At 47.2% G+C, this 25,168-nt stretch carries 27 protein-coding genes; 23 read left to right on the top strand and 4 right to left on the bottom strand.

The annotated features are described in order from the left end of the window. Nucleotides 1-347: 347 nt before the first annotated feature. The 9 genes from ftsE to uvrA all read left to right on the top strand — a co-directional run bounded on the left by ftsE (nt 348) and on the right by uvrA (nt 11,983). Complete coding sequence (gene ftsE, locus H525_RS0111335; RefSeq protein ID WP_027416319.1) at nt 348-1,034, top strand: cell division ATP-binding protein FtsE; 687 nt, start codon at nt 348-350, stop codon at nt 1,032-1,034. Further along, nucleotides 1,024-1,920 (top strand): permease-like cell division protein FtsX, encoded by an 897-nt coding sequence (gene ftsX, locus H525_RS0111330; RefSeq protein ID WP_027416318.1) that lies wholly within the window; start codon nt 1,024-1,026, stop codon nt 1,918-1,920. The genes ftsE and ftsX overlap by 11 nt, the downstream gene beginning before the upstream one ends. 39 nt (nt 1,921-1,959) lie before the next feature. Beyond that, nucleotides 1,960-3,165, top strand: coding sequence for a murein hydrolase activator EnvC family protein (locus H525_RS0111325; RefSeq protein WP_081413357.1), 1,206 nt, complete (start codon nt 1,960-1,962; stop codon nt 3,163-3,165). Nucleotides 3,166-3,250: 85 nt separating this feature from the next. Further along, nucleotides 3,251-4,705, top strand: a complete 1,455-nt coding sequence (locus H525_RS28985; RefSeq protein WP_027416316.1) for a S41 family peptidase — start codon at nt 3,251-3,253, stop codon at nt 4,703-4,705. A 136-nt stretch (nt 4,706-4,841) separates the two neighbouring features. After that, the gene (locus H525_RS23710) at nt 4,842-6,146 is read left to right on the top strand and encodes a PDZ domain-containing protein (RefSeq protein WP_051330979.1); all 1,305 of its coding nucleotides are present in this window, start codon (nt 4,842-4,844) and stop codon (nt 6,144-6,146) included. Continuing rightward, nucleotides 6,143-6,373: a DUF2198 family protein gene (locus H525_RS0111310; protein WP_027416315.1), complete on the top strand. Its 231-nt coding sequence runs from the start codon at nt 6,143-6,145 to the stop codon at nt 6,371-6,373. Before H525_RS23710 ends, H525_RS0111310 begins: the two co-directional genes overlap by 4 nt. 144 nt (nt 6,374-6,517) lie before the next feature. Next, a complete protein-coding gene (locus H525_RS25570; RefSeq protein ID WP_051330978.1) occupies nt 6,518-6,934 on the top strand; it encodes a hypothetical protein in 417 nt (138 codons plus the stop codon). Between the two features lie 185 nt (nt 6,935-7,119). After that, nucleotides 7,120-9,108, top strand: coding sequence for an excinuclease ABC subunit UvrB (uvrB, locus tag H525_RS0111300; protein WP_027416314.1), 1,989 nt, complete (start codon nt 7,120-7,122; stop codon nt 9,106-9,108). 10 nt (nt 9,109-9,118) lie between these two features. Then, a complete protein-coding gene (gene uvrA / locus H525_RS0111295) occupies nt 9,119-11,983 on the top strand; it encodes an excinuclease ABC subunit UvrA (RefSeq protein WP_027416313.1) in 2,865 nt (954 codons plus the stop codon). Between the two features lie 129 nt (nt 11,984-12,112). On the opposite strand, the gene H525_RS0111290 is transcribed toward uvrA, so the two are convergent. Both H525_RS0111290 and H525_RS0111285 read right to left on the bottom strand, forming a co-directional pair. Continuing rightward, nucleotides 12,113-12,352 carry a hypothetical protein gene (locus tag H525_RS0111290; RefSeq protein ID WP_027416312.1) on the bottom strand — a complete coding sequence of 80 codons (240 nt, stop codon included), beginning with the start codon at nt 12,350-12,352 and terminating at the stop codon, nt 12,113-12,115. 51 nt (nt 12,353-12,403) lie between these two features. Then, entirely contained in the window at nt 12,404-12,814 is a 411-nt protein-coding gene (locus tag H525_RS0111285) for a hypothetical protein (RefSeq protein WP_027416311.1), read from the bottom strand. 147 nt (nt 12,815-12,961) lie between these two features. Between H525_RS0111285 and hprK the strand changes: the two genes are divergently transcribed. The 5 genes from hprK to H525_RS29505 all read left to right on the top strand — a co-directional run bounded on the left by hprK (nt 12,962) and on the right by H525_RS29505 (nt 16,382). After that, complete coding sequence (gene hprK / locus H525_RS0111280) at nt 12,962-13,894, top strand: HPr(Ser) kinase/phosphatase (RefSeq protein ID WP_035100761.1); 933 nt, start codon at nt 12,962-12,964, stop codon at nt 13,892-13,894. 105 nt (nt 13,895-13,999) lie between these two features. Beyond that, the gene (gene ppaX, locus H525_RS0111275) at nt 14,000-14,647 is read left to right on the top strand and encodes a pyrophosphatase PpaX (RefSeq protein WP_027416309.1); all 648 of its coding nucleotides are present in this window, start codon (nt 14,000-14,002) and stop codon (nt 14,645-14,647) included. 15 nt (nt 14,648-14,662) lie between these two features. Further along, entirely contained in the window at nt 14,663-15,157 is a 495-nt protein-coding gene (locus tag H525_RS0111270) for an acyltransferase (RefSeq protein ID WP_027416308.1), read from the top strand. A gap of 18 nt (nt 15,158-15,175) precedes the next feature. Next, on the top strand, nt 15,176-16,102 hold the full coding sequence (gene corA / locus H525_RS0111265; RefSeq protein WP_027416307.1) for a magnesium/cobalt transporter CorA: 927 nt from the start codon (nt 15,176-15,178) through the stop codon (nt 16,100-16,102). A 22-nt stretch (nt 16,103-16,124) separates the two neighbouring features. Next, a complete protein-coding gene (locus H525_RS29505) occupies nt 16,125-16,382 on the top strand; it encodes a hypothetical protein (protein ID WP_027416306.1) in 258 nt (85 codons plus the stop codon). On the opposite strand, the gene H525_RS0111255 is transcribed toward H525_RS29505, so the two are convergent. Further along, nucleotides 16,379-16,936, bottom strand: a complete 558-nt coding sequence (locus H525_RS0111255) for a hypothetical protein (protein WP_027416305.1) — start codon at nt 16,934-16,936, stop codon at nt 16,379-16,381. The genes H525_RS29505 and H525_RS0111255 overlap by 4 nt on opposite strands. Nucleotides 16,937-17,070: 134 nt before the next feature. Beyond that, on the bottom strand, nt 17,071-17,601 hold the full coding sequence (locus tag H525_RS23700) for a hypothetical protein (RefSeq protein ID WP_162142495.1): 531 nt from the start codon (nt 17,599-17,601) through the stop codon (nt 17,071-17,073). A gap of 262 nt (nt 17,602-17,863) precedes the next feature. Between H525_RS23700 and H525_RS23695 the strand changes: the two genes are divergently transcribed. From H525_RS23695 to hisIE, 9 genes are all read left to right on the top strand, one after another. Beyond that, nucleotides 17,864-18,106, top strand: coding sequence for a hypothetical protein (locus H525_RS23695; RefSeq protein ID WP_027416304.1), 243 nt, complete (start codon nt 17,864-17,866; stop codon nt 18,104-18,106). A 318-nt stretch (nt 18,107-18,424) separates the two neighbouring features. Then, on the top strand, nt 18,425-19,594 hold the full coding sequence (locus H525_RS0111240; protein ID WP_027416303.1) for an ATP phosphoribosyltransferase regulatory subunit: 1,170 nt from the start codon (nt 18,425-18,427) through the stop codon (nt 19,592-19,594). Beyond that, entirely contained in the window at nt 19,594-20,241 is a 648-nt protein-coding gene (gene hisG, locus H525_RS0111235; protein ID WP_027416302.1) for an ATP phosphoribosyltransferase, read from the top strand. The genes H525_RS0111240 and hisG overlap by 1 nt, the downstream gene beginning before the upstream one ends. A gap of 7 nt (nt 20,242-20,248) precedes the next feature. Beyond that, the gene (gene hisD / locus H525_RS0111230) at nt 20,249-21,520 is read left to right on the top strand and encodes a histidinol dehydrogenase (RefSeq protein ID WP_027416301.1); all 1,272 of its coding nucleotides are present in this window, start codon (nt 20,249-20,251) and stop codon (nt 21,518-21,520) included. 9 nt (nt 21,521-21,529) lie between these two features. Next, nucleotides 21,530-22,117, top strand: coding sequence for an imidazoleglycerol-phosphate dehydratase HisB (gene hisB / locus H525_RS27890; protein WP_035100759.1), 588 nt, complete (start codon nt 21,530-21,532; stop codon nt 22,115-22,117). A gap of 2 nt (nt 22,118-22,119) precedes the next feature. Beyond that, nucleotides 22,120-22,743, top strand: coding sequence for an imidazole glycerol phosphate synthase subunit HisH (gene hisH / locus H525_RS0111220; protein ID WP_027416299.1), 624 nt, complete (start codon nt 22,120-22,122; stop codon nt 22,741-22,743). Between the two features lie 54 nt (nt 22,744-22,797). Beyond that, the gene (gene hisA / locus H525_RS0111215; protein WP_027416298.1) at nt 22,798-23,535 is read left to right on the top strand and encodes a 1-(5-phosphoribosyl)-5-[(5-phosphoribosylamino)methylideneamino]imidazole-4-carboxamide isomerase; all 738 of its coding nucleotides are present in this window, start codon (nt 22,798-22,800) and stop codon (nt 23,533-23,535) included. Continuing rightward, complete coding sequence (hisF, locus tag H525_RS0111210) at nt 23,535-24,311, top strand: imidazole glycerol phosphate synthase subunit HisF (RefSeq protein ID WP_027416297.1); 777 nt, start codon at nt 23,535-23,537, stop codon at nt 24,309-24,311. The genes hisA and hisF overlap by 1 nt, the downstream gene beginning before the upstream one ends. Further along, nucleotides 24,311-24,964: a bifunctional phosphoribosyl-AMP cyclohydrolase/phosphoribosyl-ATP diphosphatase HisIE gene (hisIE, locus tag H525_RS0111205; RefSeq protein WP_027416296.1), complete on the top strand. Its 654-nt coding sequence runs from the start codon at nt 24,311-24,313 to the stop codon at nt 24,962-24,964. The genes hisF and hisIE overlap by 1 nt, the downstream gene beginning before the upstream one ends. Nucleotides 24,965-25,168: the final 204 nt, after the last annotated feature.

Below are 25,168 nucleotides of genomic sequence, written 5' to 3'. Positions count from 1 at the left end.
CTTATCCGGTTTCATTTTTTGTTTTCTTTCCGTTACCCAGTGTTAGGGCAAAAAGGGAGACGTCTTTCCTGTCCGACTGTCTCCTTCTTTGAGCTACCCAGATGTTTCGGACAGGGTCTCCCTTTTTGGCATAACACGGACAGTCATCGCTCCTCCGCAAGGAAAGACTCTACAAAAAATAAAAACGAACCATTCCATTCGCACCTACTTTTGAATTTTTTGAGTTAATTCTACCAAGAAACATGCTTTTTCGACGACAAATGGTATAATAGGATAGGGTTTTGGTGTTGAATGATGTCATTTCCGAGGAAATAATAGAAAAATTTATAGTAGTTTGGGTGATATATTTGATAGAAATGCAAGATGTATGGAAGACATATCCGAATGGTACGATTGCTCTGCAAGCGATTGACGTACATATTAAACCCGGTGAGTTTGTCTTCGTCGTAGGCCCCAGCGGGGCAGGTAAATCTTCCTTTATTAAATTGATGTATCGTGAAGAGAAGGCCTCCAAAGGGGAAATTGTGCTTAATAAGTTTCATATCAACCGCCTGAAGGAGAAGCAAATTCCATATGTCCGCAGGAGCATCGGGGTGGTGTTCCAGGACTTTAAGCTTCTTCCGAAATTAACCGCTTATGAAAATGTTGCCTTTGCGATGGAAGTTATCGAAGCGCCGAAGAAGACTATAAAGCCTCGCGTTACAGAAGTATTGGAACTTGTGCGTCTGAAGCATAAAGCGCGCTCTTTACCTGATCAGCTATCAGGCGGAGAACAGCAGCGTGTTGCGATCGCGCGCGCTATTGTGAATAACCCTGGCATTATTATCGCCGATGAGCCGACAGGGAACCTCGATCCTGAGACATCCCAGGAAATTATGGATATCTTTCTTGAGATTAACCGCCGGGGGACAACCGTAGTGATGGCTACACACAATAAAGACATTGTAAACAGCCTGCGCAAGCGCGTCATCGCCATTGAAGGCGGCCGTATTGTCCGTGATGAACAGAGAGGGGAATACGGCTATGACGAATAGTAACTCTATCAAACGCCATGTGCGAGAGGGCTTCCGTAATCTGGGGCGCAACGGCTGGATGTCTTTTGCTTCTGTGAGTGCGGTTACGATTACCCTGCTAATTCTCGGTGTTTTTCTCCTGCTTGCGATGAATGTGAACTACCTTGTTTCCAATGTTGAAAAGCAGGTGGAGATTCGTGTGTCACTCGATGTGACGGCCGACCGCGGGACGGCAAAAGTTGTCGAAAGTGAGTTAAAGCAGATTAAGGATGTCGGGGAAGTCACTTTTGTACCGAAAGAACAGGGATTGAAGGAATTCAAAGCGAGCTTTGGGGACAACAGTTCTCTGTTCCAGGGTCTGGAGAAAGAGAACCCGCTGCCGGATGCGTTTGTCGTCAGAGCGACCTCTCCGCAGAAAACCGGAGCGGTGGCGCAGGCGATTAAACAGATAAAAGAAGTGAAAAAGGTAAACTATGCGGAACAGACAGCGAGCAAATTGTTTGCGATAACGAATGTCATCCGGTTTGTGATTGTAGTGTTTATCCTTGCCCTTGGGTTTACAGCAATGTTTTTAATCGCCAATACGATCAAACTTACAATCGTCGCCCGACGAAAAGAAATTGAGATTATGAAGCTTGTTGGAGCAACGAATTCATTTATTCGGGGTCCTTTCTTTGTTGAAGGTGCATTGATGGGAATTTTGGGCGCGATTCTACCAATCATTCTGCTTCTGGTAGGATACGAATCTTTAATTACGATGATTAAAAAAGATTTATCCCTCTACTTCCTTGATTTACTTCCGCTTTATCCTCTTGCCTATCAGATTTCTTTCATTCTGTTAGGCATCGGTGTGTTCATAGGAGTATGGGGAAGCATTGTGTCCGTCCGCCGTTTCTTACGCATATAATGCGTTCACATCTATAAATCAAGCAGTTTTAGGGAGGAAATGATGAGGAAAACGAGAATCATGATACCGCTTTTGGCTGTTGTTGTGATGACTTCCCTGGTTCCTATAACCGGGTATGCCAATAGTGTCACGGATGTTCAGAGACAAATCAAACAGATTAAGAAGCAGGTTGCCGCGAAAAAGGTACAGGTCAGTGCCATTGAAAACCAGATTAGCGCCGTCCAACAACAGCAGCAGAATGCAAAAGAAGACATCATGAGCATCGATTTGAAAATGAACGATACACAGGCTAAAATGAACGATTTAAACCAGAAAATTAACGACGTAAGCGCTCAGGCGCAAAAAGCCGCCAATGATCTGCAGCAGGCTGTTCTTCGCGTCGCCAAGCGCAACAATCTCTTAAAAAGCCGCGTTGTTGCCATGTACGAAAATGGAAATATCTCATACCTTGATGTGTTAATGGGTTCGAAAGATATCTCTGATTTTTTAAGCCGTCTCGATGCGGTACAGGCTATTGTCGATCAGGATATGCAAATTCTTGAGGACAACAAACGGGATCGTGACCTGATTCAACAGAAAAAAACAGAAATTGAAACGAATCTAAACAATCTAAAGAAAATGGAAGCTGACGCGCAAACGCTTGTTGCTACCCTGCAGGAGCAAAAGAAAAACCGTGAGAAGCTTCTCGCCGACCTAAAAACAAAAGAAGGCGACCTGGAAGAGGCCAAGGCAGAACAGCAGCAGGCTGCCCTCGATCTGGTGAATCAGTTGCAGCAAAAAATTGATGCTCAGCGCCAGGCGCAAGAGCAAAATGCCGGGGGAGGATACACACCGCCCGTTCAGTATTCCGGCGGACAGTTTATTCCGCCGGTCGCAGGCGCACCGGTTACTTCACCGTTTGGTTGGCGTATACACCCGGTTTTCCACACCAAAAAGTTCCACGATGGTGTTGATTTCGGAGCGCCGGAAGGGACAACCATCCGTGCAGTTGCCGATGGGGTGGTTGCTTCAACGGGCTATATTAACGGGTATGGGAATACGGTTATTATTTACCACGGAAATGGGTTAAGTACACTGTATGCACACATTCGCAACGGAGGAATTATGGTTTCCGAAGGCCAGATCGTGAAAGCCGGGCAAAAAATTGCAGAGGTCGGTATGACCGGATATGCAACAGGTCCGCACTGTCATCTAACGGTCATCAAGAATGGAACCAAAGTTGATCCGATGGAATATTTGCGGTAAAACAGTAGTTGATAGATATAATCTCCCTTATTCTGTCATATACTAGAAGGGAAGTCGGATTTACTTAAAGGTGGTGCTGGAGATTTTGTTTATAAAACGTCGAACGCTCGTTATCATTATTCTCGCCTCTGTTTTTTCGACGTGTTTGATTACGCTTGCCGGGGCTAAACTGTATGGACAGGCCTGGGGGCAGCAAGCTCCTGTGTCCAGTATGTTGAATGCGGGAAATTCGGCACAGACCAGTGCGGATATAAAAAAAATGTATGAAGCATACCAGCTCATACAAAGTTCTACGCTGTGGAAAGTCGATAAAAGCAAGTTGATTGACGGTGCGGTTGAGGGAATGGTTAAAGCATTGGATGATCCGTTCTCTACCTATATGAGCAAGAAAGAAGCAACCGACTTCCGCTCCTCCCTGGAATCAAGCTTTCAGGGAATCGGAGCTGAAGTTGCGCTTAAAAACGGTAAAATTACGATTGTTTCCCCGTACAAAGGGTCTCCTGCTGAAAAGGCGGGGCTTCGTTCCGGTGACCAGATTTTAAAAGTAAACGGCGTTAGTCTCGATGGCATGAGCCTCAGTGAAGCGGTAACGAAAATTCGTGGCCCTAAAGGTACAAAAGCGGAACTTGAAATTATGCGGACAGGCCTACAAAGCCCAACGAACGTGGTGGTTGTGAGGGACGACATTCCGCTTGAAACCGTGTATTCAGATACCGTCGTAAAAGACGGGAAAACGTTCGGGAAGATTGAAATCAGCCAGTTTGCCGAGGAAACGGCCAAACAGTTTTCGACCGAACTTAAGAAATTGGAAGCGAAAAAGATACAGGGGCTGATTGTCGACGTCCGCGGCAATCCGGGTGGTCTGTTAAACGCCGTAGTGGATATAGGGAAAATGCTTGTCCCGAATAAAGGCACAATTTTACAGGTCCAGTACAGTGACGGGCAGAAGGAAGAGTTCCATTCTACTCTGCAGCAGGCTAAATATCCGATTGTGGTGCTTGCAGATAAAGGCAGCGCAAGCGCAGCGGAGATTTTGGCAGGAGCCCTTCAGGATAACGGATACAAGGTGGTTGGTACGCAGACATTCGGAAAAGGGACGGTGCAAAACACGCTGCCGCTCAAAGACGAAAGTCAAATTAAGCTAACCATTGCGAAATGGTTAACACCGGATGGAACATGGATTCATAAAAAGGGAATTACCCCGAATGTGAAAGTGGAACAGCCTGACTATTTCAACGCAGCACCGCTTCCAGCCGGTAAGGAACTGCACAAGGACATGATCGGTCCGGATGTACAGAATCTCCAGCTTATCCTTAAAGGTCTTTCCCTTCCCACCGACAGGTCGGACGGATATTTCGATAACGGAACCGAACAGGCTGTGAAGACCTTCCAGGGACAGCATTCCCTGCCGCAGACAGGAAAGGTTGACCGCAAAACCGCTCAGGCTTTGCAGGATGCTCTTATCAAGCGCATCCGTGAACCGCAAAATGATTTGCAACTGCAGGCCGCACTCCAAGTGCTGGCGCATTCTACAAAATAAAGGCGAAAGCAGGGATAGCGCCTTCGGATGTAGAATATAAAAAACCACGGCAAATGTATCGCCGTGGTTTTTTTTTTCATGCCGTGCGTTTTCTTCGAGAGCATGTTCCTACTTTTGAAAAGAGAGGGGGATTCAAATGGACTTCTGGTCAATTCTGAGATTTTTTATAAATCCAGTACTCTATGTGTTTATTTTTTATATGTATTTACTATACCGCAGACAGGTTGGTATCGAGCGCAGATTATTTCATGCGCGCATGACGACAGCCAGTCTCGAATTGTTGCGTTCGATTGGATACGGGGTAATCGGGGGACTGGGGGCGTCCGTTCTTCTGATTGCGTTTGGTGTTGCTCTGTCCTATCAAGAAATGCTTTTGCTTTGGATTGTCAGTGTGGTTCTCGCTCTGTTCAGCGTAAGGTTTCTTTCCTTTGCCTATGCGGGCGGCTTGCTCGGCATCCTCGCCTTTTTTGCGCCATGGTTCCATATAGGTGGAACAGGGATTTTGCCGTCCGTAATCGATTGGGTAAACGCTCTGCATGTTCCGTCGATTCTCGCGCTTGTTGCTGTTCTTCATATTGTCGAAGGGTTGTTGATGCACAGCAAACCTGAGAAAGGGGCTTCGCCGGTTTATATTGCCGGTAAACGCGGGAGAGCGATCGGAGCGTTCCAGTTGAATAAGTTCTGGCTGCTCCCCCTGTTTATTTTTATGCCCGGCAGTACGGGCGCGGGATTTTCATTCACAGGTTTGCCCTCCTGGGTGCCCTGGTTTTATTCCGGTTCCGCGGTGCTGAGTTTGCTCCCTGTTCCGTCTGTGGTCGGCTATATGGATGTAGCTGTTACAATGCCTCCTTTTGAGAAATCCAAACAGTCCGGAAAGAAGATAATCTGGTGGGGGATTGCCCTGTTTATCATCGCCTACGCGGCGAAATACTTGCCGGTTTTTGCACTCATTGGCTCACTTCTCTCTCTGTTTTCGCACGAACTGATACGAATATACGGACGGCTGCGGGAGAAGCAAATTTCTCCGTTATATGTGCAGTTGAAAGACGGTGTCCGCGTTCTGGCGGTCATTCCGGGAAGCCCGGCGGATGAAATGGGGATTGTCACAGGAGATGTTATTATTAAAGTAAACGGTGTTAACGTTTTAGACAAAGACGATATTTATCCCGCATTGCAGCGGCAATCGGCCTTCTGTAAAATGGAAGTAAAAAATCAAAAAGGCTATATAAAATATGTGCAACGTTCCTTATATCAGGGGGAACACCATGAACTTGGTATTGTTCTTGCGCCGGATGCGTCTGTACAGCGGTATGTCAAGCCGGGGCAGGCAAGCATTGTAGACTTGTTCCGGAGAAAAACATACAGATTGGGTGGAACAGGGAAGATTCCCCCGCAGGAAACTCATGTGGAAGTTGCTCAGGAAAGGGATGTGTCCATATGATTGTTAAGTATGCCATTGCACTTATTCTTCCGTTTATTCTCGTTGCAGGCTTGTCGCGCTTTTCACTGAATGCATGGGTGGGGCTTATTGCCACACTTGGAATTATGATGGCGGCATTTGACGGTGCTTATCAGCCGCTTCCGGTCATTTTAACCGGTGTGGTATCGGGGCTGGCAGGTTTATGGCTGGCGTTTAAGATTTTAAAAAATAAGAACCTTACGAAATAGGAAAGCTTACGGACAAGAGGTACACGCAACCGTACATCGCAAATGAATATGGCCTATCTGTTGTTATGTTGGTATCAAAAAAAGCTGTGATTGTAATGGTAGCTTTTTTTGATACAATGTTGATAGTAAGGGGGGCGGCGAAGTATGGAGGAAGAACTGTTAAAACAAATACTGCTGGAGGTACGGGAGATTAAGTCTACCGTAGAGCGGCATGATGATTTACTGCACCAATTGATAAAGAACGTAGGTGCTACAAATTCAAGGGTGGAGAACATGAATACCCGGATAGAGGATATGGATACAAGGATAGAGGGCATGGATTTCCGGATAGAGAGTATGAATACCCGGATAGAGGGCATGGATTTCCGGATAGAGAGTATGAATACCAGACTAGTGGATATGGGGTCCAAACTGGAAGCCCTGACGGAAAAGGTCGAAAATAACCATGAAGAAGTCATCGAACGGTTTTCCCAACTCGAGCGGGATATGGATCATACGTGGGAAAAAACCGTGCGAAATGAACGGACGATTGCTTCAATTAAAAAGTTGCTTGAAAACTAATATAAGGTAGCTGCTGGTTCTGCTATTCCTGGTTTACGCGCCGCATGTAAACACAGGAATATTTTTTTATTCATTTATTTAGGAAGCCGGAACCTATGTTCGATTTTTTGCCTGGAAATGAGATTTCGTATATCAAATATGCTATAATGATAGGCAGCATGTAGAAAAAAGGATGGGTAAAAAACGTGGAAAAGCTTGCTAAAAAATTTGAGCTTGTGTCGGATTATGAGCCGAAAGGTGACCAGCCGACCGCTATTCAACAGCTGACGGAAGGGATATTAGGAGGAAAAAAACACCAAACGCTGCTCGGTGCGACAGGAACCGGAAAGACGTTTACCATGGCTCAGGTTATTGCAAAAATTAATAAGCCCACACTGGTTATCGCCCATAATAAAACGCTGGCAGCCCAGCTGGCCAGCGAGTTTAAAGAGTTTTTCCCGAATAATGCGGTGGAGTATTTTGTAAGCTACTATGATTATTATCAGCCGGAAGCTTACATCCCGCAGACGGATACGTATATAGAAAAAGATGCAAGCACGAACGACGAAATCGATAAATTGCGCCACTCGGCTACGAGTGCGCTGTTTGAGCGTAATGACGTGATTATTGTCGCCAGTGTTTCATGTATTTACGGGTTGGGGTCTCCTCAGGATTATGCGTCGCTGCTGCTTTCGCTGCGCCGCGGGATGGAAAAAAGCCGGGATGAGGTGCTGCACCGGTTAATTGATATTCAATATGACCGTAACGATATCAACTTCACGCGCGGGACTTTCCGCGTTCGCGGGGATGTTGTGGAAATTTTTCCGGCGTCCAACAGCGAACATGCTATTCGGGTTGAATTTTTCGGAGACGAAATTGAGCGGATTACGGAAATTGATATATTAACCGGAGAAATCCTTCACGAACGTGAGCATGTCGCGATTTTTCCGGCGTCCCACTATGTCACCGGACCGGATAAAATGCAGCGGGCGATTAAGAGTATTGAAGCGGAGCTTGAAGAGCAGCTGGCAAAATTTAAAGCGGAAGGAAAGCTTCTGGAAGCCCAACGCCTCGAACAGCGGACACGCTATGATATCGAGATGCTGCAGGAAATGGGCTTTTGCTCCGGCGTCGAGAACTATTCGCGTCATTTAACGGGGTTGCCGGCAGGTGCTACCCCTTACACCTTGCTTGATTATTTTCCGGACGACTTTCTCATTATGGTGGATGAGTCTCATATCATGCTTCCACAAATTCGAGGGATGTATAATGGGGACAGAGCGCGCAAAGAGATGTTGATTAACCACGGGTTCCGCCTTCCGTCCGCCGCCGACAACCGGCCAATGCGCTTTGATGAATTTGAGGACCATGTAAAGCAAATCGTATATGTATCCGCCACGCCCGGTCCGTATGAATTGGAAAAAACACCTGAGGTTGTCGAGCAGGTCATTCGCCCAACCGGCCTTCTCGATCCGACCATTGATGTCCGGCCTTCCAAGGGACAGATCGATGACTTGTTGGGTGAAATCAATGAAAGGATTGCCCGCAATGAACGCGTTCTTGTCACGACATTAACCAAAAAAATGTCGGAGGATTTGACCGACTATTTAAAAGATGTCGGAATTAAAGTGAACTACCTGCACTCGGATATTAAAACGATAGAGCGGATGCAGATTATTCGTGATCTGCGCCGTGGTGTTTTTGACGTTCTGATTGGAATTAACCTTCTCAGGGAAGGATTGGATATACCGGAGGTTTCGCTCGTTGCCATTCTCGACGCGGATAAAGAAGGGTTTCTGCGCAATGAACGGTCCTTAATTCAGACGATTGGCCGGGCGGCCCGTAATTCGCAGGGCCATGTAATCATGTACGCCGACCAGATGACTCAATCGATGGAGCGTGCAATCGAAGAGACAAACCGTCGGCGTCAAATCCAGATGGCCCACAATAAAAAACACGGCATTACTCCACAAACGATCCAAAAGGCAATCCGCGATGTCATTGAAGCGACGAAGGTTGCGGAGGATTCTGCGGATTACTTGCCGGATAAAGCATACAGTAAATTGAACAAGAAAGAGCGCAGAGAACTCATCCTTCGCATGGAAGACGAAATGAAGGAAGCCGCCCGCCACCTCGATTTTGAGCGTGCGGCCGAACTGCGTGATTTGATTATTGAGATCAAAGCGGAAGGATGAAAATGAAGGCATGAGCCGCGAAAATATAGTAATTAAGGGCGCACGCGCCCATAACCTGAAAAATATTGATGTGACGATTCCACGGGACAAGTTTGTCGTGTTGACAGGCCTGTCCGGTTCCGGAAAATCCTCCCTTGCGTTTGATACGATATACGCCGAGGGGCAGCGCCGTTATGTAGAGTCGTTATCAGCCTATGCCCGGCAATTCCTCGGGCAAATGGAGAAGCCAGATGTGGATTCGATTGACGGGCTTTCACCGGCGATTTCCATCGACCAGAAGACGACGAGCCGCAATCCGCGTTCGACAGTGGGGACCGTCACCGAAATTTATGATTATTTGCGCCTGCTGTTTGCCCGGATTGGGCGCCCGCATTGTCCTGAACACGGGATTGAAATCACTTCCCAGACGATTGAACAAATGGTGGACCGGATTGTTGATTATCCTGAGAAAACCCGCCTGCAGATTCTTGCCCCGCTTATTCAGGGGCGTAAAGGTGAGCATAAAAAATTGCTGGATGATATCCGGTCACAGGGTTATGTCCGTGTTCGGGTAGACGGGGAAGTAAGGGACTTGTCAGAAGCGATTGAACTGGAGAAAAACAAGAAGCACTCCATTGAAGTCGTCATCGACCGGATCGTCGTAAAAGAAGGGATAGAGTCGCGTCTCTCTGACTCTCTGGAAACGGCCCTCCGCCTTGCTGAGGGACGGGTCCTGGTGGATATTATCGGGCGGGAAGAATTGCTGTTCAGCCAGAATTTAGCCTGCCCGATTTGCGGGTTTAGCATTGATGAACTGGAACCCCGCATGTTTTCGTTTAACAGCCCGTTCGGTGCCTGTCCGACATGTGACGGGTTGGGCAGCCAGCTTGAGGTCGATCCGGATTTAGTAGTGCCTGACCGGACGAAGAGTATGGCTGAAGGCGCGCTGGAGCCGTGGAACAGTTCGACATCCAACTACTATGAGCAGATTCTTGATTGTGTTGCCCGCCATTACAAAATCGACAAAAACAAACCTTTTGAAGAACTGACGGAACAACAGCAGCACGTCCTCCTGTATGGCAGCGGGACGGAGAAGTTACATTTTCGCTACAAGAGCGATTTCAGTACGACCTACCGGGATACGTATATGGTATTTGAAGGTGTCGTGAATAATGTGCAGCGCCGATACAGGGAGACAGGTTCGGAATCGACCCGTGAGCAGTTGGAGTCGTACATGAGCCAGAAAAACTGTCCATCCTGTAAGGGCCGCCGCCTCCGTCCCGAATCGCTGGCAATTTTAATTAACGGCAGAAATATTGCGTATACAACAGAGCTTTCGGTATCTGACGCTCTTACTTTCTTTGAAGGGCTGCAGCTTACAGATAAGGAATTCCAAATTGCTCGCCTTATTCTAAAAGAGATTAATGCCCGCCTCGGCTTTCTGGTGGACGTGGGGCTGGATTATTTAACGATGAGCCGCTCTGCCGGAACGCTATCCGGCGGCGAGGCGCAGCGCATTCGGCTGGCAACCCAGATTGGATCGAGTCTGATGGGGGTTCTTTATATATTGGACGAACCGAGCATCGGCCTTCACCAGCGGGACAACGAGCGCCTGATTAAAACGTTGACCCATATGCGCGACCTGGGAAATACTCTTGTTGTGGTTGAACACGATGAAGATACGATGCTGGCCGCCGACTATATCATTGACATCGGCCCGGGAGCCGGTGTTCATGGCGGGGAGGTTATTGCGAAAGGCACGCCGCAGGAAGTGATGAATAATCCCAAATCGCTCACCGGCCAATACCTGAGCGGCCGCAAGTTCATTCCGGTTCCATTCCAGCGCCGTGAGACGAACGGCAAATGGATTAAGATTATCGGAGCCAAAGAAAATAACCTGCACAATGTGAATCTGAAAGTACCGCTTGGCGTTTTCACCTGCGTAACGGGTGTTTCAGGGTCTGGGAAATCAACGCTTATTAATGAAATTCTGCATAAAGCACTTGCACGGGAACTTCATAAATCGAAGCAAAAACCGGGTTCCTTCCGCAAACTGGAAGGTCTTGAACATCTCGAAAAGGTCATTGATATTGACCAGTCGCCGATCGGGCGCACACCGCGCTCGAATCCCGCGACATATACCGGGGTTTTTGATGATATCCGGGATTTATTCGCGCAGACGAACGAAGCTAAAATGCGCGGATACCAAAAGGGACGGTTCAGCTTTAATGTGAAAGGCGGCCGCTGTGAAGCATGCCGCGGGGACGGAATTATAAAGATTGAGATGCATTTTCTGCCCGATATTTATGTTCCGTGCGAGGTGTGCCAGGGCAAACGGTACAACCGCGAAACACTTCAGGTGAAATACAAAGGGAAAAACATTGCCGATGTGTTGGATATGACCATTGAGAACGCGCTGGAGTTCTTTAAGAACATTCCACGCATTAAACGGAAAATGCAAACCTTGTTTGATGTCGGCGTTGGCTACATGAAGCTTGGCCAGCCTGCAACCACGCTGTCCGGTGGGGAAGCCCAGCGCATCAAGCTTGCTTCTGAATTACACCGGCGCAGCACGGGAAAAACGCTTTACATTTTAGACGAACCGACGACCGGACTGCACGTTGACGATATTGATCGGCTGCTGCGAGTGCTGCAGCGTCTCGTGGATAATGGGGACAGCGTACTCGTGATTGAACATAATCTGGATGTGATTAAAACAGCGGATTATATTATTGACCTCGGTCCGGAAGGCGGTCACCGCGGAGGAACGATCGTGGCGGAAGGCACACCGGAGGAAGTATGCGAGGTTCCGGCTTCTTATACCGGCCATTTCCTCAAACCGGTCCTTGAACGTGACCGCAAGCGCTCGGAGCAACGGCTGGAAGTCCGAGTGTAATCGGCCTTTTTGGGAAGTGCTTGGGCAGCCCGGCTGCTGTATGAATAGGTAGGGGCATAAAAACGGTACGATCAGTCCTACGCGGACATCGTACCGTTTTTATTACCGTTAAAGAAAGTATATGTTGCTTTACAGTGTTAAAGCAACATATACTTTCCTCCATGGGTCACCTGAGAAAAACTCGCGGGAGTGTGCCGAACGTTGCTTTTTCGATGTGGAGCGTGTGGCCGGAAGGTCGATCAGACCGACAATTGTCTCCATCATTGAGGTACCCGGATGTTTTGTCGGTCCGACCTTCCGGTCACTAAGCGGCCGTTTCGCTTCCCTGCAGAAAAAGGACGAGCGGCAACGCCCGCGAGTTTTTCTCATGCTCATGCGCCTTCCTGGTTGTTTGGTTCATCCTTATTGATTCCGTCGTCTTCATGGTTTTGTTGTCTTCGTTCTTTTCAACTGTTCGATTTCCATGCGCAGCTTCCTTAACTCATCCATTAATTTTTGATTCGTCCGCTGTAATTCATTCACTTTTTCCTGGGATGCATATTGAGGTGAGCGGAACGGTCGGATTGAAACAATTTCTGTTTCAGGCGTGTTTTTCACGGGCTTCTGATTTTCGGCCGTTTGTCTTGGTGCAGGAGCTTTCCGCGCGGCTTTTGGTGCCGGGGTCATAGTCATCAGCGTTTGAGCAAGCTGAAAGAGCGGCTTGAATTGTGTTGTTAAATCCTTATGATGACGTTCCAAAAAGGGTGCCCATATTTTCATCGTTTCCTGAAGCTGCTTCATCACAGGGCTATTTAATTGTTCTGCTAATGATTTAAGTTGTTTGTCATCCACGTGATTATCCCCCTCTTTCCCTTTTTTATGCCTTATTCGACGGCAAGGTTCCGGGGTGAACGCCCTGTTTTCTGTATGGACAAAGCGAAAGAGACGAGCATGTGTTACAATGAAACAAAAATTATATGATAAGGAGAGTCGATCTCTTTGAGAAAAACCCATGTACGCGATGTGGTCCAGCACTTTCAGTGGAAGGTTGTCAGCGGAGAGGCCGGGCTGATGCGTGAAATAACGGTGAGCGATATTAGCCGCCCGGGTTTGGAAATCGCCGGTTTTTTCGATTTTTACCCGTCCCAGCGCATTCAATTACTTGGGAAAACGGAACTCAGCTTTTATGAAACACTGAACAAAGAAGAACGCGAAAAAAGAATCAAGTTTCTTCTGGGCGATGATACACCGTGCGTATGTGTCTCACACGGCCTGGAAGTTCCTGAAGAACTTATTCAATATTCCAAGGAACGGCAGGTGCCTGTCCTCACTTCTCCTCTTGCTACAACGAAACTGTCGAGTAAATTGACTACGTACCTGGAAGGACGCCTGGCTCCGACCACTACGATGCACGGTGTGCTTGTTGATGTATACGGGGTTGGCGTCCTTATTGTAGGACAAAGTTCGATTGGAAAAAGTGAAACCGCTCTGGAACTGGTCAAACGGGGGCATCGCCTTGTTGCGGATGATGCGGTAGAAATTCGCCAGACCCAGGAAAACCAACTGATTGGAAGCGCGCCTGAGCTGATTCAGCATTTACTTGAAATCCGGGGCCTGGGCATAATAAATGTAATGACATTGTTTGGGGCAGGTGCCGTGCGCAACTATAAGCGCGTCTCTCTCGTTATTCGTTTGGAAATCTGGGATCCGCAAAAATACTATGACCGCCTTGGTCTGGATGAAGAAAAATTAAAAATACTCGATACCGATATACCACAAATTACCATCCCTGTTCGTCCCGGGCGCAACCTTGCTGTCATTGTTGAAGTGGCCGCGATGAATTTCCGCTTGAAGCGAATGGGCTACAACGCGGCAGTTGTATTCAGCAAAAAATTAACCGATACGATCGAGGAAGCGATTGAGGATATGTAAAACGATTCTCAATGGTTTCCCGATACATACTGTACGGCTGGCTCTTTGATAGAGAGGCAACGATTAGGCCGAAATTATCGATCAACTTTTTAAAGGAGTCTTCGAATGCTTACATATAAACATGTTTTGTTTGATTTAGACGGTACTTTGATTGATACAAATAACTTAATCCTCACCTCTTTTCTGTTTACGTTGGATAAGTATTTTCCGGGCAAATATTCAAGGGACGATTTGATTCCACACATGGGTAAACCCCTGTACGACCAGATGCAGCTTTTTGATCGGGAGAGGGCGGAAGAACTCGTCCAGGTTTACCGCGAACATAATGAACAGGTACACGATGAACTTGTTCGTGAGTTTCCTAATGTCGTAGAAACCCTGACAGAACTGGCTAACATGGGGGTTCGTATGGGGGTTGTCACAACAAAGCAGAGAAAAACAGCGCAGATGGGCCTGCGCCTTTTTGGATTGGATAAGTTTATGGAAACGGTTGTCTGCTTTCAGGATACGGAAGAACACAAGCCGCATCCGGCTCCTGTGCTTAAAGCGATGGCGTCAATGGGCGCCGATCCCGCCAGCACGTTAATGATAGGGGACAGCCAGTATGACATTGAAGCGGCCCATAACGCCGGTATTGATTCTGCGGGAGTCGCATGGAGCTTGAAAGGAGCCGACTTCCTTTCGACGTTCAAGCCGACGTATTTAATCCACGATATGAAAGAACTGCTTCACATCGTCAAAAAATCTGATTGATTTGGAAGAAATTTTATGGCAAAACGTCAAACCGAACGCTATCCTGTTACAGGCCCCAATTCACTCTGGCAGCTGTATAAAACCGTTCCTTTCCGAAAGGTTGTCAAATGTTTTACCGTCGTTCAACTCGCACGCTACATACCATGGATGCCGCTTAAAAATTGGATGTACCGTACATTTCTCGGAATGAGAATCGGTGAGTACACCGCTGTTGCTCTCATGGTAATGATGGATACAATGTTTCCCGAGCGAATCTCTATTGGGTCAAATAGTATTATCGGCTATAACACGACGATTTTGGCTCACGAATATTTAATTTCAGAGTATCGGCTTGGTGATGTAAAAATCGGTTCGAATGTGATGATCGGTGCGAATTCGACCATTCTGCCGGGCGTTACCGTCGGCGACAATGCTGTTGTATCCGCCGGGACACTAGTCAACCGGGATGTGCCGCCCGGTGCGTTTGTTGGTGGTAATCCGATGCAAATCATCTATATCAAAGACCAGTAAGCAAGAAGGAGTCTGCGGATGCTTGTATATAAGAACGGTACTGTTATACATACGGAAACACGCCCCCCTGAAGAAGATGAAGTTGTGTTTTTGCGGCTGCTTAGCCCGACAAAAGAAGAAATAGAAAAAATAATCGGTGAGATGTACCACTGCCATCCGCTGGTGGTGGAAGACTGTATTTATATCAATCGACAACGCCCGAAAGTCGATACATACAAGGACCATGCGTTTATTTTATTTTCCGGCATGAAGGCGAACTGGCTGCTGCACCCATTTGGCGTTATTATCGGAAAAAATTTTGTAATTACGGTTATAACTCAAGAGTCATCCACATTAGAGGGTACGCGGGAAGAATTTATCCAGATGCCCGACAAAATGCAAAACCCGGGACTGATTCTGTACCATGTGCTGGACAGGTGTGTCGACGAATACCTGGAACTGGTAGACGGGATAGAAGAAAAACTTGAGCGGATGGAGAACACGCTGTACCATAATCCGTTCATGAAAAAAATGGCGTATCGGATTTTTGACATGAAGCGGAAGCTGCATAAGGTTCGTCGACTCTTTGTTGAAGAACGAAATGTCCTCGGGACTCTCATGCATTCCCAGTTTCCTTATACGAAGGATGAAATTAATGTCTACCTGATGGATGTATTTGACCATCTGAACCGCGTGGTCGATTCTGTCGACTCGTTCCGTGAATCACTGACAAGTTTGCTTGAACTCCAGGTTTCTTTAAAGGGCGACCGGATGAATGAAATTATGAAGACGTTAACGATTGTCAGCACCTTTTTCCTGCCGCTTACCTTCATTGTCGGCCTGTATGGAATGAACCTGCAAGTGCCGGAGTTTCATTGGAAATACGGGTATGCCTACGTGTGGGGACTTATGATTACCGTATCGCTTGCGATGGGCGCGTATATTAAGTGGAAAAGGTGGTGGTAGGGATGCGGCGAATCCGTTTCTTTTGCGGGTTTTTCCTTGCGGAGAAGCATGGAGTGCCGTGCTTCCCTTCCGTTTGGAGGCGGCTCGAAACAATGGTTTCTTCAATTTGAACGCCCTTTTTGACGAAACACTGGGTAAAGGAAAGAAAGCAAAAAATAAGAAACGGATCATTCCATTGCCCACTTCCTCCAGAGTGGAAAAATGCAAAAATAAACGGATTTCGCTGCATCTGCAACGTTTTGGGTCAAATCCCGGTCAAAATTTTACCATTCCGGATTAATGATTAGCATACTTACTTAAAATCTTATTCATTTGCAGCAGGCTCTTTTTATAATCACTCAAATCTTCCCTATTTCGAAGCCGGTTGTCGTTTAACTCTCTTTCAAGTTTATATACGTTAGCAAATTCTCCTGCGTTCTTTTTAATTTTTGCGGTGTCTTTTTGCTCTAACAAAGTTTCAACATAGGAAATATATGCCTTTTGGTTATTAAATAGAGCTATTACTTCCTCCTGTAAATCTTTGGGGACTATTTTATTAAATGTTTCTTTGTCATTAACTATTAGAGCCGAAATAAATAAAGGATTCGTATCATCGTAAGCATCCACCATCCCCTTAATGTAAGGTAAATCTTGCTGATGAGTAACCAGGGATAATTTGTTCATAATTTTGCCAAATTGAAAAAGAGAAACGGAATAATGGTGGTAAAAAATAGCCTCCATTACCGGTTGACTTGCTTGTTCTGCTTCAGCAGGGACGAGTCGATTTTGATTACAGGATAGCAATCCTAAAGATGCCGTAAGGATAAAAACAATCAAAACGGATTTTTTTGCCATAAATTTTACCTCCATTCTATATAGAACAAAGGGCATCCAGTTTAACCGGATGCCTTTTGAATTATTAAAGGGTGGTTGCATTCTCATTGTATTTTTCCCACTTAAGTTCTGAACTGCTTATTGTTGCATTATAGCTAATTGGATGCTTTTGTAGCATCTCCAACATCAGCAGAATAAAATGCTCCGACACTTGGATCCCATTCTATGGATACCAAATCATATGAAGCTGGACTTGTTTCGGAAGTAGATGAAGCCCATGATGCGTATAATCGAGTATACGAGTCTCCACCTCTTTTACCAGAATACACATCTAAAGTTAATTGAGATGCTCCAACAATCATTGGCTGAGCCGATACGCCTTGGGGCTTCATAGAAAAATCAATTCCAAGAGATTTCATTTTTTTGCTTAAATCAATTCCTGAGTCTTTATTCTTCATTACATAGTTGTGCATAAAAGAATCGAACTCTTTGTCTGTTAAACTATCAAATTGTTGTTTTAACTTTTTTTGTTGGGAATCAAATTCACCTTGACCAAGACTGGATACATAATCAGCAAAATCTGTTCCTTTTAACTGAGAGGCAGATGTTGTAGCTTGAGAACTCACACTACTAGGTTGCTCTGCACTGACAAAAGTAGTTGGTATTGCTGATGTCAGCAAAGCCAATGATGCAATTTTTCACAAAATTAACTATAATATACCTGGTACAAAATTACAATATTATTTACAAAATTTTCATAAATTATCATTTTTTATTTTTTGGTAAGGGGACTGTTTCCTTTTATTATTGCTGCTGTTACAGTGTCGTACGAGAATCGCACCGAAGAATACGGCACCGGGCGCTTGCTCAATGCCGCTTACAAATCTTTTTTTATAGATGAACTGCTCCCCACTTTTTTTATTATCCGGGGATTTCTATCCTGATACGATGAAAAATGTTTTGCAGCAGATTGCATTAGATCATCTTAATATCTACTTGGTGGTCGGGCGAAAGGAAACCGAGGTAGCGGTAGATACAGGAAAAGTGGACTTCCTTATGTATAATCGTGAAATGAAGCAGTTGCTTGAAAAGAGGGGGGGCAAAGGTGGCATATGCGGAACAGGACGGCGCATGACTGGGGATTCTGGCAGAGCCAGCTACCGGCGACGTTGGCTTATTTCTATGGAGTAAAATAACGGTGAGTGGGATGGAATGGTCCGTTTTATTTTTTGTGGGGTCTTTCCTTGCAAGGAAGCGTAAACTGTCCGTATTAGAACAAACAGGGAGACCCTGTCCGAAACATCCGGGTAGCTCGAAGAGGGAGACAATCGGACAGAAAGACGTCCCCCTCTGTTCATAAAACTAGGCAGCGGGAAAAAAGCAAAAAATAAAAAACGAACCATTCCATTCACCAACTGTTGACGACTTCCAACAACGCGTGGTAGACTACATTCAACAACGCTTTAGTTCTCTACCAAACTAAAGTAAATGAGACGGGAGTGGAGACGGATGTCAAAACCGCTTGGATTTGAAAAGCCGCTTGGTATGCGTGATGTGCTGCCGGATACGCTGGAGAAGCAGCGCTGGTTGGAAGAGCGGCTAAAAGAATGCATGGTGCGCTGGGGGTATCGGGAAATTGCTACCCCGACACTTGAATATTACGATACCGTTGGCGGAGCCAGCGCTACACTTGACAATAAATTGTTTAAACTGTTGGACAAAGAGGGAAAGACCCTGGTGCTTCGTCCGGATATGACAGCACCGATTGCACGGGTTGCTTCTTCGCTGCTTAAAGATGAACCGCTTCCCCTGCGGTTAATGTATACAGCTAACGTTTTTCGGGCGCAGGCGCAAGAAGCCGGCCGCAACGCCGAATTCGGCCACACGGGGATCGAGTATATCGGATCCGATTTGGCCGATGCGGATGCGGAGGCGATTGCCCTCGCCGTTTCTGTTTTAAAAGCATGCGGGGTTGAAATGTTTAAGATTGTCATCGGGCATATCGGCTTTTTGGAGGGGCTTCTTGAGGAAATTGTGGAGAATCCGGCAGATAGGGAGACGCTAAAAGAATTTTTACACTACAGGAATTACGTCGGATTTCGCGCGTATGTGAAAGGCCTTGCCCTGAATAAAGAAAACGAGCAGCGCTTGTGCGAACTTCTTACGCTACGCGGGGGTAAAGAATTAATCGAGAAAGCGAAATCGATTACGGTAAACGGACGGGCCCGTAAAGCCGTCCTTAACCTCGCAGAGTTATGGGAAGCGCTCGAAGCGTATCAGGTGACAGACTATATACTTTTTGATTTGAATCTTTTAAGCAATTTAAATTATTATACAGGGGTTTTATTTGAAGGATATGCTGCCAATCAAGGATTTCCGCTTTGTACAGGCGGGCGTTACAATGGTTTAATGGCTCAATTCGGACGGCCGTGCCCGGCCACTGGATTTGCTGTGCGAATGGATCGGCTGATGGATGCGTCGGAGTATAAGCCGGAGCCTGTCAAGCGAGTTTTCATTTTATACAGCGAAAATCAGCGTAAAGAAGCGCTGGAAAAGGCAAGCAAACTGCGTCTGGAACAGGGACTTGTTGTCATAGCCCAGCGAAAAGAAGAATACGATGCAGCTATCCATACACAGCTGCAGGATGAAGTCATCGATTTGACAAAGGAGGGAGCCTAATGTCCATTGCATCCAGTGAGAAACTTATTGTTGCGATGCCGAAAGGGCGAATTTTTGAAGAGGCGGCGGATTTACTGCGCAGGGCAGGCGTACCACTTCCTCCTGAGTTTGATGATTCCCGCAAGCTGATTGTCCCTGTTCCTGAAGCGAACATGGACTTTATTCTTGCCAAACCTATGGATGTGCCGACCTATGTCGAATACGGAGTGGCTGACATCGGGGTGGTCGGCAAGGATGTTTTGCTCGAAGAAGACCGGGACGTATATGAATTGCTCGATTTGAAAATCAGTCTCTGCCGTATGTCTGTGGCCGGACTTCCGGGCTGGAAGCCCTCCGGGAGCTCGCCGCGCGTGGCGACGAAGTATCCAAACATTGCGTCTAAATATTTTCGTGAGCAAGGCCAGCAGGTTGAAGTGATTAAGTTGAACGGTTCCATTGAACTGGCTCCTCTCATCGGACTTGCTGAACGAATCGTGGATATTGTTTCAACCGGGAGAACCCTGGAGGAGAACGGGCTTGTAGAACTGGAGGAAATTGTTCCAATTACCACGCGATTGATCGCGAATCGCGTAAGCTACCGGATGAAAAGTGACGCGGTGGATTATGTATATGAAAAATTCGCGTCCATCGTGGAGAAAGGGGAGTAGGCTGATGATTCGAATCGTTGAAGCCGGGAATTTTTCCACCCGAAGGGACGTGGAGAATGGGACAGAAGCACAGCGCAAGGCAGTACTTGCCATTCTGGATAAAGTGAAACGTGACGGTGACCGTGCCGTCCTTGGTTTTACAAAAGAATTCGACGGTATCGAATTACATGGGATGCGGGTAACGGCAGAGGAAATAAAGGCTGCCGATGAGCAAATTAACCCTGAAGTACGGGAAGCGATTCGCGAAGCCGCGGCCAATATTCGAGACTACCACGGCAGGCAGATGCGTCAATCATGGATGACGACCAAAGAGTCTGGCACAATGCTCGGACAAATCATTCGTCCGCTGCAGCGGGTAGGCTTGTATGTCCCCGGAGGAACAGCTGCCTATCCTTCTTCTGTGTTAATGAATGCGATACCCGCTCAAGTTGCCGGTGTCGAAGAAATCGTGATGCTCACACCTCCCGACAAAAACGGCGGTCTTAATCCCGGTGTACTCGTTGCAGCCCGTGAACTCGGAATCCAGGAGATCTACAAAATAGGAGGAGCGCAGGCGATTGCGGCCCTCGCGTATGGGACTGAGTCCATTAAACCGGTTGATAAAATTGTAGGTCCAGGAAACATATACGTTGCCCTTGCCAAGCGGGAAGTATTTGGCATCGTTGATATAGATATGGTTGCAGGCCCGAGCGAAATCGTTGTGCTGGCAGACGATACGGCCAATCCCTCTTATGTAGCGGCAGATTTACTTTCCCAGGCGGAACATGACCGGATGGCTTCGGCTGTTCTCGTGACCGCTTCACGCCGGTTGGCGGATAACGTACAGCAGGAAGTGGATAGACAGCTGGCGGAACTGCCGCGCAAAGAAATTGCGGAGGCGGCCCTTCGTGATTACGGTGCGATTTGTCTCGTTGAAAATCTGGAGCACGGTTTTGCTGTGGTTAATCGGCTGGCGCCCGAACATCTTGAACTGATGATTGAGGATCCGGTGGGCAACCTGGGAAAAGTAAAAAATGCCGGAGCTATTTTCCTTGGCGCGTATAGCTCCGAGCCGGTTGGGGATTATTTTGCCGGACCAAACCATGTCTTGCCGACGAATGGAACCGCCCGTTTCTCCTCGCCGCTTAATGTGGATGACTTTCTTAAAAAGTCCAGCTTAATTGCATACAGTAAGTCAGATTTATTGGCTAACGGAAGCAAAATGGTGACCTTTGCGAGACAGGAAGGGTTAGAGGCTCATGCGCGTGCCATTCAGGTTCGGCTTGAAAACGAAAAATGAGGGGGAATCATGATGCGCAAAGCCACGATTAATCGGAAAACAAATGAAACGGATATTCAGCTTATGTTTGGAATCGACGGAGAAGGGATGAGTACGCTTCGGACAGATGTTCCTTTTCTTGACCATATGCTTGATTTGTTTGCGAAGCATGGCCAATTCGAACTGGAGGTACACGCAAAAGGCGATATCGAAATCGACTACCACCATACGGTAGAAGACATTGCGATTTGTTTGGGGCAAGCCCTGCGTGAAGCACTGGGTGATAAAAAGGGAATCAAACGCTACAGCAATGTTTTTATCCCTATGGACGAAGCGTTAGCCCAGGTAGCCCTTGATATAAGCAACCGTCCGCACCTCGAATATCGAGCGGAGTATCCTTCGAGTATGGTAGGGACGTTTCCGACGGAACTCGTCCACGAATTCCTCTGGAAGCTTGCACTGGAAGCGCGCATCACGCTTCATGTTATCGTACATTACGGGCGCAATACCCATCACATGATCGAAGCCATTTTTAAAGCGCTAGGCCGTGCGTTAGATGAAGCGACAACGGTCGACCCCCGTGTCAAAGGCATTCCGTCTACAAAGGGGTTGTTGTAACCATGATCGCGATTATTGACTACGGGATGGGGAATTTGCACAGCGTGAGCAAGGCAGTGGAACGCCTTGGACATGCGTATGCTTTTGTTTCGGATGGCGATAAGCTCATGAAAGCTGAAGGGGCCATTTTACCCGGAGTCGGCGCGTTCGGGGACGCCATGGACAATTTGCGGGAACGGGGCCTCATTGAGCCGATTAAACGGTATGCCGCAAGCGGAAAACCTTTGCTCGGCATTTGCCTTGGGATGCAAATTCTTTTTGAGTCCAGTAATGAACATGGGGACCACACAGGACTTGGCCTTTTGCCAGGACACGTAAAGCGATTTACCGGTGACTATAAAATTCCGCATATGGGATGGAATCGACTGGAATTTCTTCGGGACGAAAACCCTATTTTTAATCAGGTAAACGAAGGGTATGTTTACTTCGTTCACTCGTATTTCCTCCAGCCTGGCGGGGAGAACAGGGATATTCTGCTTGCGACTACGGATTACTATCAGACCGTGCCGGCCATTGTTGGTCGCAACAATGTATACGGGATGCAGTTCCATCCGGAGAAAAGCGGTTCGGTCGGAATGAAATTACTAGAGAACTTCGCGAATTTGTGTGAAACAGCGCTTATTTAGGAGAGTTATCGGCTTGACGCTGGCCAAGTTGTTAAGGAGAGAGGGAGAGCAGGGATGAAATTTGTTATTTATCCGGCGATTGATATCCGCGGCGGCAAATGTGTTCGCCTGCTGCAGGGTGATTACGCCAGGGAGACCGTGTATGGCGATTCACCGCTCGGGATGGCTAAACAGTGGGCGGAACAGGGAGCGGAATGGGTGCATCTCGTCGATCTGGACGGGGCTAAAGCGGGCCACCCGATAAACGATGAAATCGTACTGGCCATTGCGCGGGGCCTTGATGTTCCGGTACAAATTGGCGGAGGACTGCGTCGAATGGAAGATGTGGACCGTTATCTTGAAGGTGGCGTAAGCCGTGTAATTCTTGGCACAGCCGCTATTCAGGATCAGCCGTTTGCCGAGCAGGTACTGGCGAAATACGGGGATAAGGTTGCAATCGGGATCGACGCACGGAATGGATATGTAGCAACACACGGCTGGTTGGAAACCTCCGAAGTCACGGCCGAAGAGCTTGCCCGGATATTGATTGCCAAAGGAGCTGAAACGTTCATTTATACGGATATTTCCCGCGACGGCACACTGGAAGGACCTAATACAGAGGCCATTGTAAGACTTGCACGTGCAACCGGCAAAAATGTGATTGCTTCAGGCGGGGTAAGCGTGGAGCAGGATTTGCTTGAACTCGCCCGGTACGCGAAAGATGGCGTCGGCGGAGCCATTGTCGGAAAAGCCCTTTACACGGACCGTATTCAGTTGGCGAACGCCATTGCAAATGTTAAGGAGGTAATATAATGCTGGCAAAACGCATCATCCCCTGCCTTGATGTAAAAGAGGGCCGTGTGGTTAAAGGCGTAAGTTTTGTGAATTTGCGTGATGCGGGTGACCCGGTTGAACTTGCAAAACGCTACAGTGACGAAGGTGCCGACGAACTTGTTTTTCTGGACATCTCCGCTTCACACGAAGGTAGAGAGACGATGGTAGGGGTTGTTCAGCAGACAGCGGCAAACGTAACCATCCCTTTTACGGTTGGTGGAGGTATTAATGCCGTTGATGATATGCGCAGAATTCTGCGCGCAGGTGCGGATAAAGTCTCAGTTAACACCGCCGCCGTAAAGCAGCCCGAACTGATAAGGGAAGGCGCGAAGGTGTTTGGCAGCCAGTGCATCGTAGTTGCCATTGACGCGAAGGCGCGCGAGAACGGTAGTGGATGGGAAGTGTATACGCACGGCGGCCGGCAGGCAACCGGCATGGATGCGGTAGAGTGGGCGAAAAGGGTAGAAGAACTGGGTGCAGGCGAAATTTTACTCACCAGTATGGACTGTGACGGACAGAAGGAAGGTTTTGCTCTGGCATTAACAAGAGCAGTTTCGGAGGCGGTCCACATTCCTGTCATCGCTTCAGGTGGGGCCGGGTCAAAGGAACATTTTTACGAGGCGTTTGTAGAAGGAAAATCGGATGCGGCACTGGCAGCGTCGATTTTTCATTACAAAGAAACGTCAATCAAAGAGGTAAAACATTATTTGTCCACGCATGGCATTGAGATACGTTCGGTAGAGGAGACGGTATAATGGAAAGGCAAAAAGTCAAATTCGATCAAAACGGTCTGATTCCGGCGATTGTTCAGGATGCGCAAAGCAAGGAGGTTCTGACTCTTGCTTATATGAATAAAGAGTCACTGCAAAAAACGCTGGAGACGAAAGAAACGTGGTTTTGGAGCCGTTCCCGCCAGGAGTTATGGCACAAAGGGGCAACCTCCGGAAATACGCAGCAGGTCGTGGATGTTATTTATGATTGCGACCAGGATGCGCTGTTGATTAAAGTGATTCCGGCCGGTCCTGCTTGCCATAGAGGGCAGTATTCTTGTTTTGCTGATTCACTTGTTAACAAGGAAAGATCGGACGGGAATCCGGAAGCGGAAAATGCAAAACTCAAAAATCGTTTTGCTATCGTGAATGAACTGGAAAAAGTGATTGCGGCAAGGGAAGCTGAAATGCCGGAAGGGTCATATACCACCTATCTATTTAAAGAAGGGGTTGATAAAATCCTGAAAAAAATCGGTGAAGAAGCAGGGGAGGTCATTATAGCCGCTAAAAATAGAAGCCATGAAGAGCTTCAGTGGGAAGCTGCGGATTTATTGTTCCACTTACTCGTTCTTCTTCGTGAGCAAAAACTTCCGTTGGATGCTGTATTAAAAGTACTTGAAGAGAGACATGCAAAATAACGTGCGAATGGACAGTGGAAAGAGAGGAATCTTTTTCTGCTGTCTTTTTGTGAATTTATGCTTGCCAATCATCCGGATAGATGATATATTATTTCTTGTCGCTAACGAGTGACAACAACAATTGAATCGAATCAAATCACAAAAAGTTATTGACAAAGTATTTTAGATTTGATAAGATGTGAAGGTCGCCGCTGAGAGCAGATG

The sequence above is a fragment of the Aneurinibacillus terranovensis DSM 18919 genome (genome assembly GCF_000430625.1).
In the GTDB taxonomy this organism is placed as follows: Bacteria; Bacillota; Bacilli; order Aneurinibacillales; family Aneurinibacillaceae; genus Aneurinibacillus_B; species Aneurinibacillus_B terranovensis.
The sequence above is the reverse complement of the archived record's forward strand: the minus strand, read 5'-3'. Positions and strand labels throughout refer to the sequence as shown.

Bases quoted from the DNA above. Each gene is read 5' to 3' on its own strand.
- ftsX (WP_027416318.1), top strand. From the start codon at position 1,024: ATGACGAATAGTAACTCTATCAAACGCCATGTGCGAGAGGGCTTCCGT.
- H525_RS0111325 (WP_081413357.1), top strand. From the start codon at position 1,960: ATGATGAGGAAAACGAGAATCATGATACCGCTTTTGGCTGTTGTTGTG.
- H525_RS23710 (WP_051330979.1), top strand. From the start codon at position 4,842: ATGGACTTCTGGTCAATTCTGAGATTTTTTATAAATCCAGTACTCTAT.
- H525_RS0111310 (WP_027416315.1), top strand. From the start codon at position 6,143: ATGATTGTTAAGTATGCCATTGCACTTATTCTTCCGTTTATTCTCGTT.
- H525_RS25570 (WP_051330978.1), top strand. From the start codon at position 6,518: ATGGAGGAAGAACTGTTAAAACAAATACTGCTGGAGGTACGGGAGATT.
- uvrA (WP_027416313.1), top strand. From the start codon at position 9,119: ATGAGCCGCGAAAATATAGTAATTAAGGGCGCACGCGCCCATAACCTG.
- H525_RS0111290 (WP_027416312.1), bottom strand. From the start codon at position 12,352: ATGAGAAAAACTCGCGGGCGTTGCCGCTCGTCCTTTTTCTGCAGGGAA.
- ppaX (WP_027416309.1), top strand. From the start codon at position 14,000: ATGCTTACATATAAACATGTTTTGTTTGATTTAGACGGTACTTTGATT.
- H525_RS0111270 (WP_027416308.1), top strand. From the start codon at position 14,663: ATGGCAAAACGTCAAACCGAACGCTATCCTGTTACAGGCCCCAATTCA.
- corA (WP_027416307.1), top strand. From the start codon at position 15,176: ATGCTTGTATATAAGAACGGTACTGTTATACATACGGAAACACGCCCC.
- H525_RS0111255 (WP_027416305.1), bottom strand. From the start codon at position 16,936: ATGGCAAAAAAATCCGTTTTGATTGTTTTTATCCTTACGGCATCTTTA.
- H525_RS23695 (WP_027416304.1), top strand. From the start codon at position 17,864: ATGAAAAATGTTTTGCAGCAGATTGCATTAGATCATCTTAATATCTAC.
- H525_RS0111240 (WP_027416303.1), top strand. From the start codon at position 18,425: ATGTCAAAACCGCTTGGATTTGAAAAGCCGCTTGGTATGCGTGATGTG.
- hisG (WP_027416302.1), top strand. From the start codon at position 19,594: ATGTCCATTGCATCCAGTGAGAAACTTATTGTTGCGATGCCGAAAGGG.
- hisB (WP_035100759.1), top strand. From the start codon at position 21,530: ATGATGCGCAAAGCCACGATTAATCGGAAAACAAATGAAACGGATATT.
- hisH (WP_027416299.1), top strand. From the start codon at position 22,120: ATGATCGCGATTATTGACTACGGGATGGGGAATTTGCACAGCGTGAGC.
- hisA (WP_027416298.1), top strand. From the start codon at position 22,798: ATGAAATTTGTTATTTATCCGGCGATTGATATCCGCGGCGGCAAATGT.
- hisF (WP_027416297.1), top strand. From the start codon at position 23,535: ATGCTGGCAAAACGCATCATCCCCTGCCTTGATGTAAAAGAGGGCCGT.
- hisIE (WP_027416296.1), top strand. From the start codon at position 24,311: ATGGAAAGGCAAAAAGTCAAATTCGATCAAAACGGTCTGATTCCGGCG.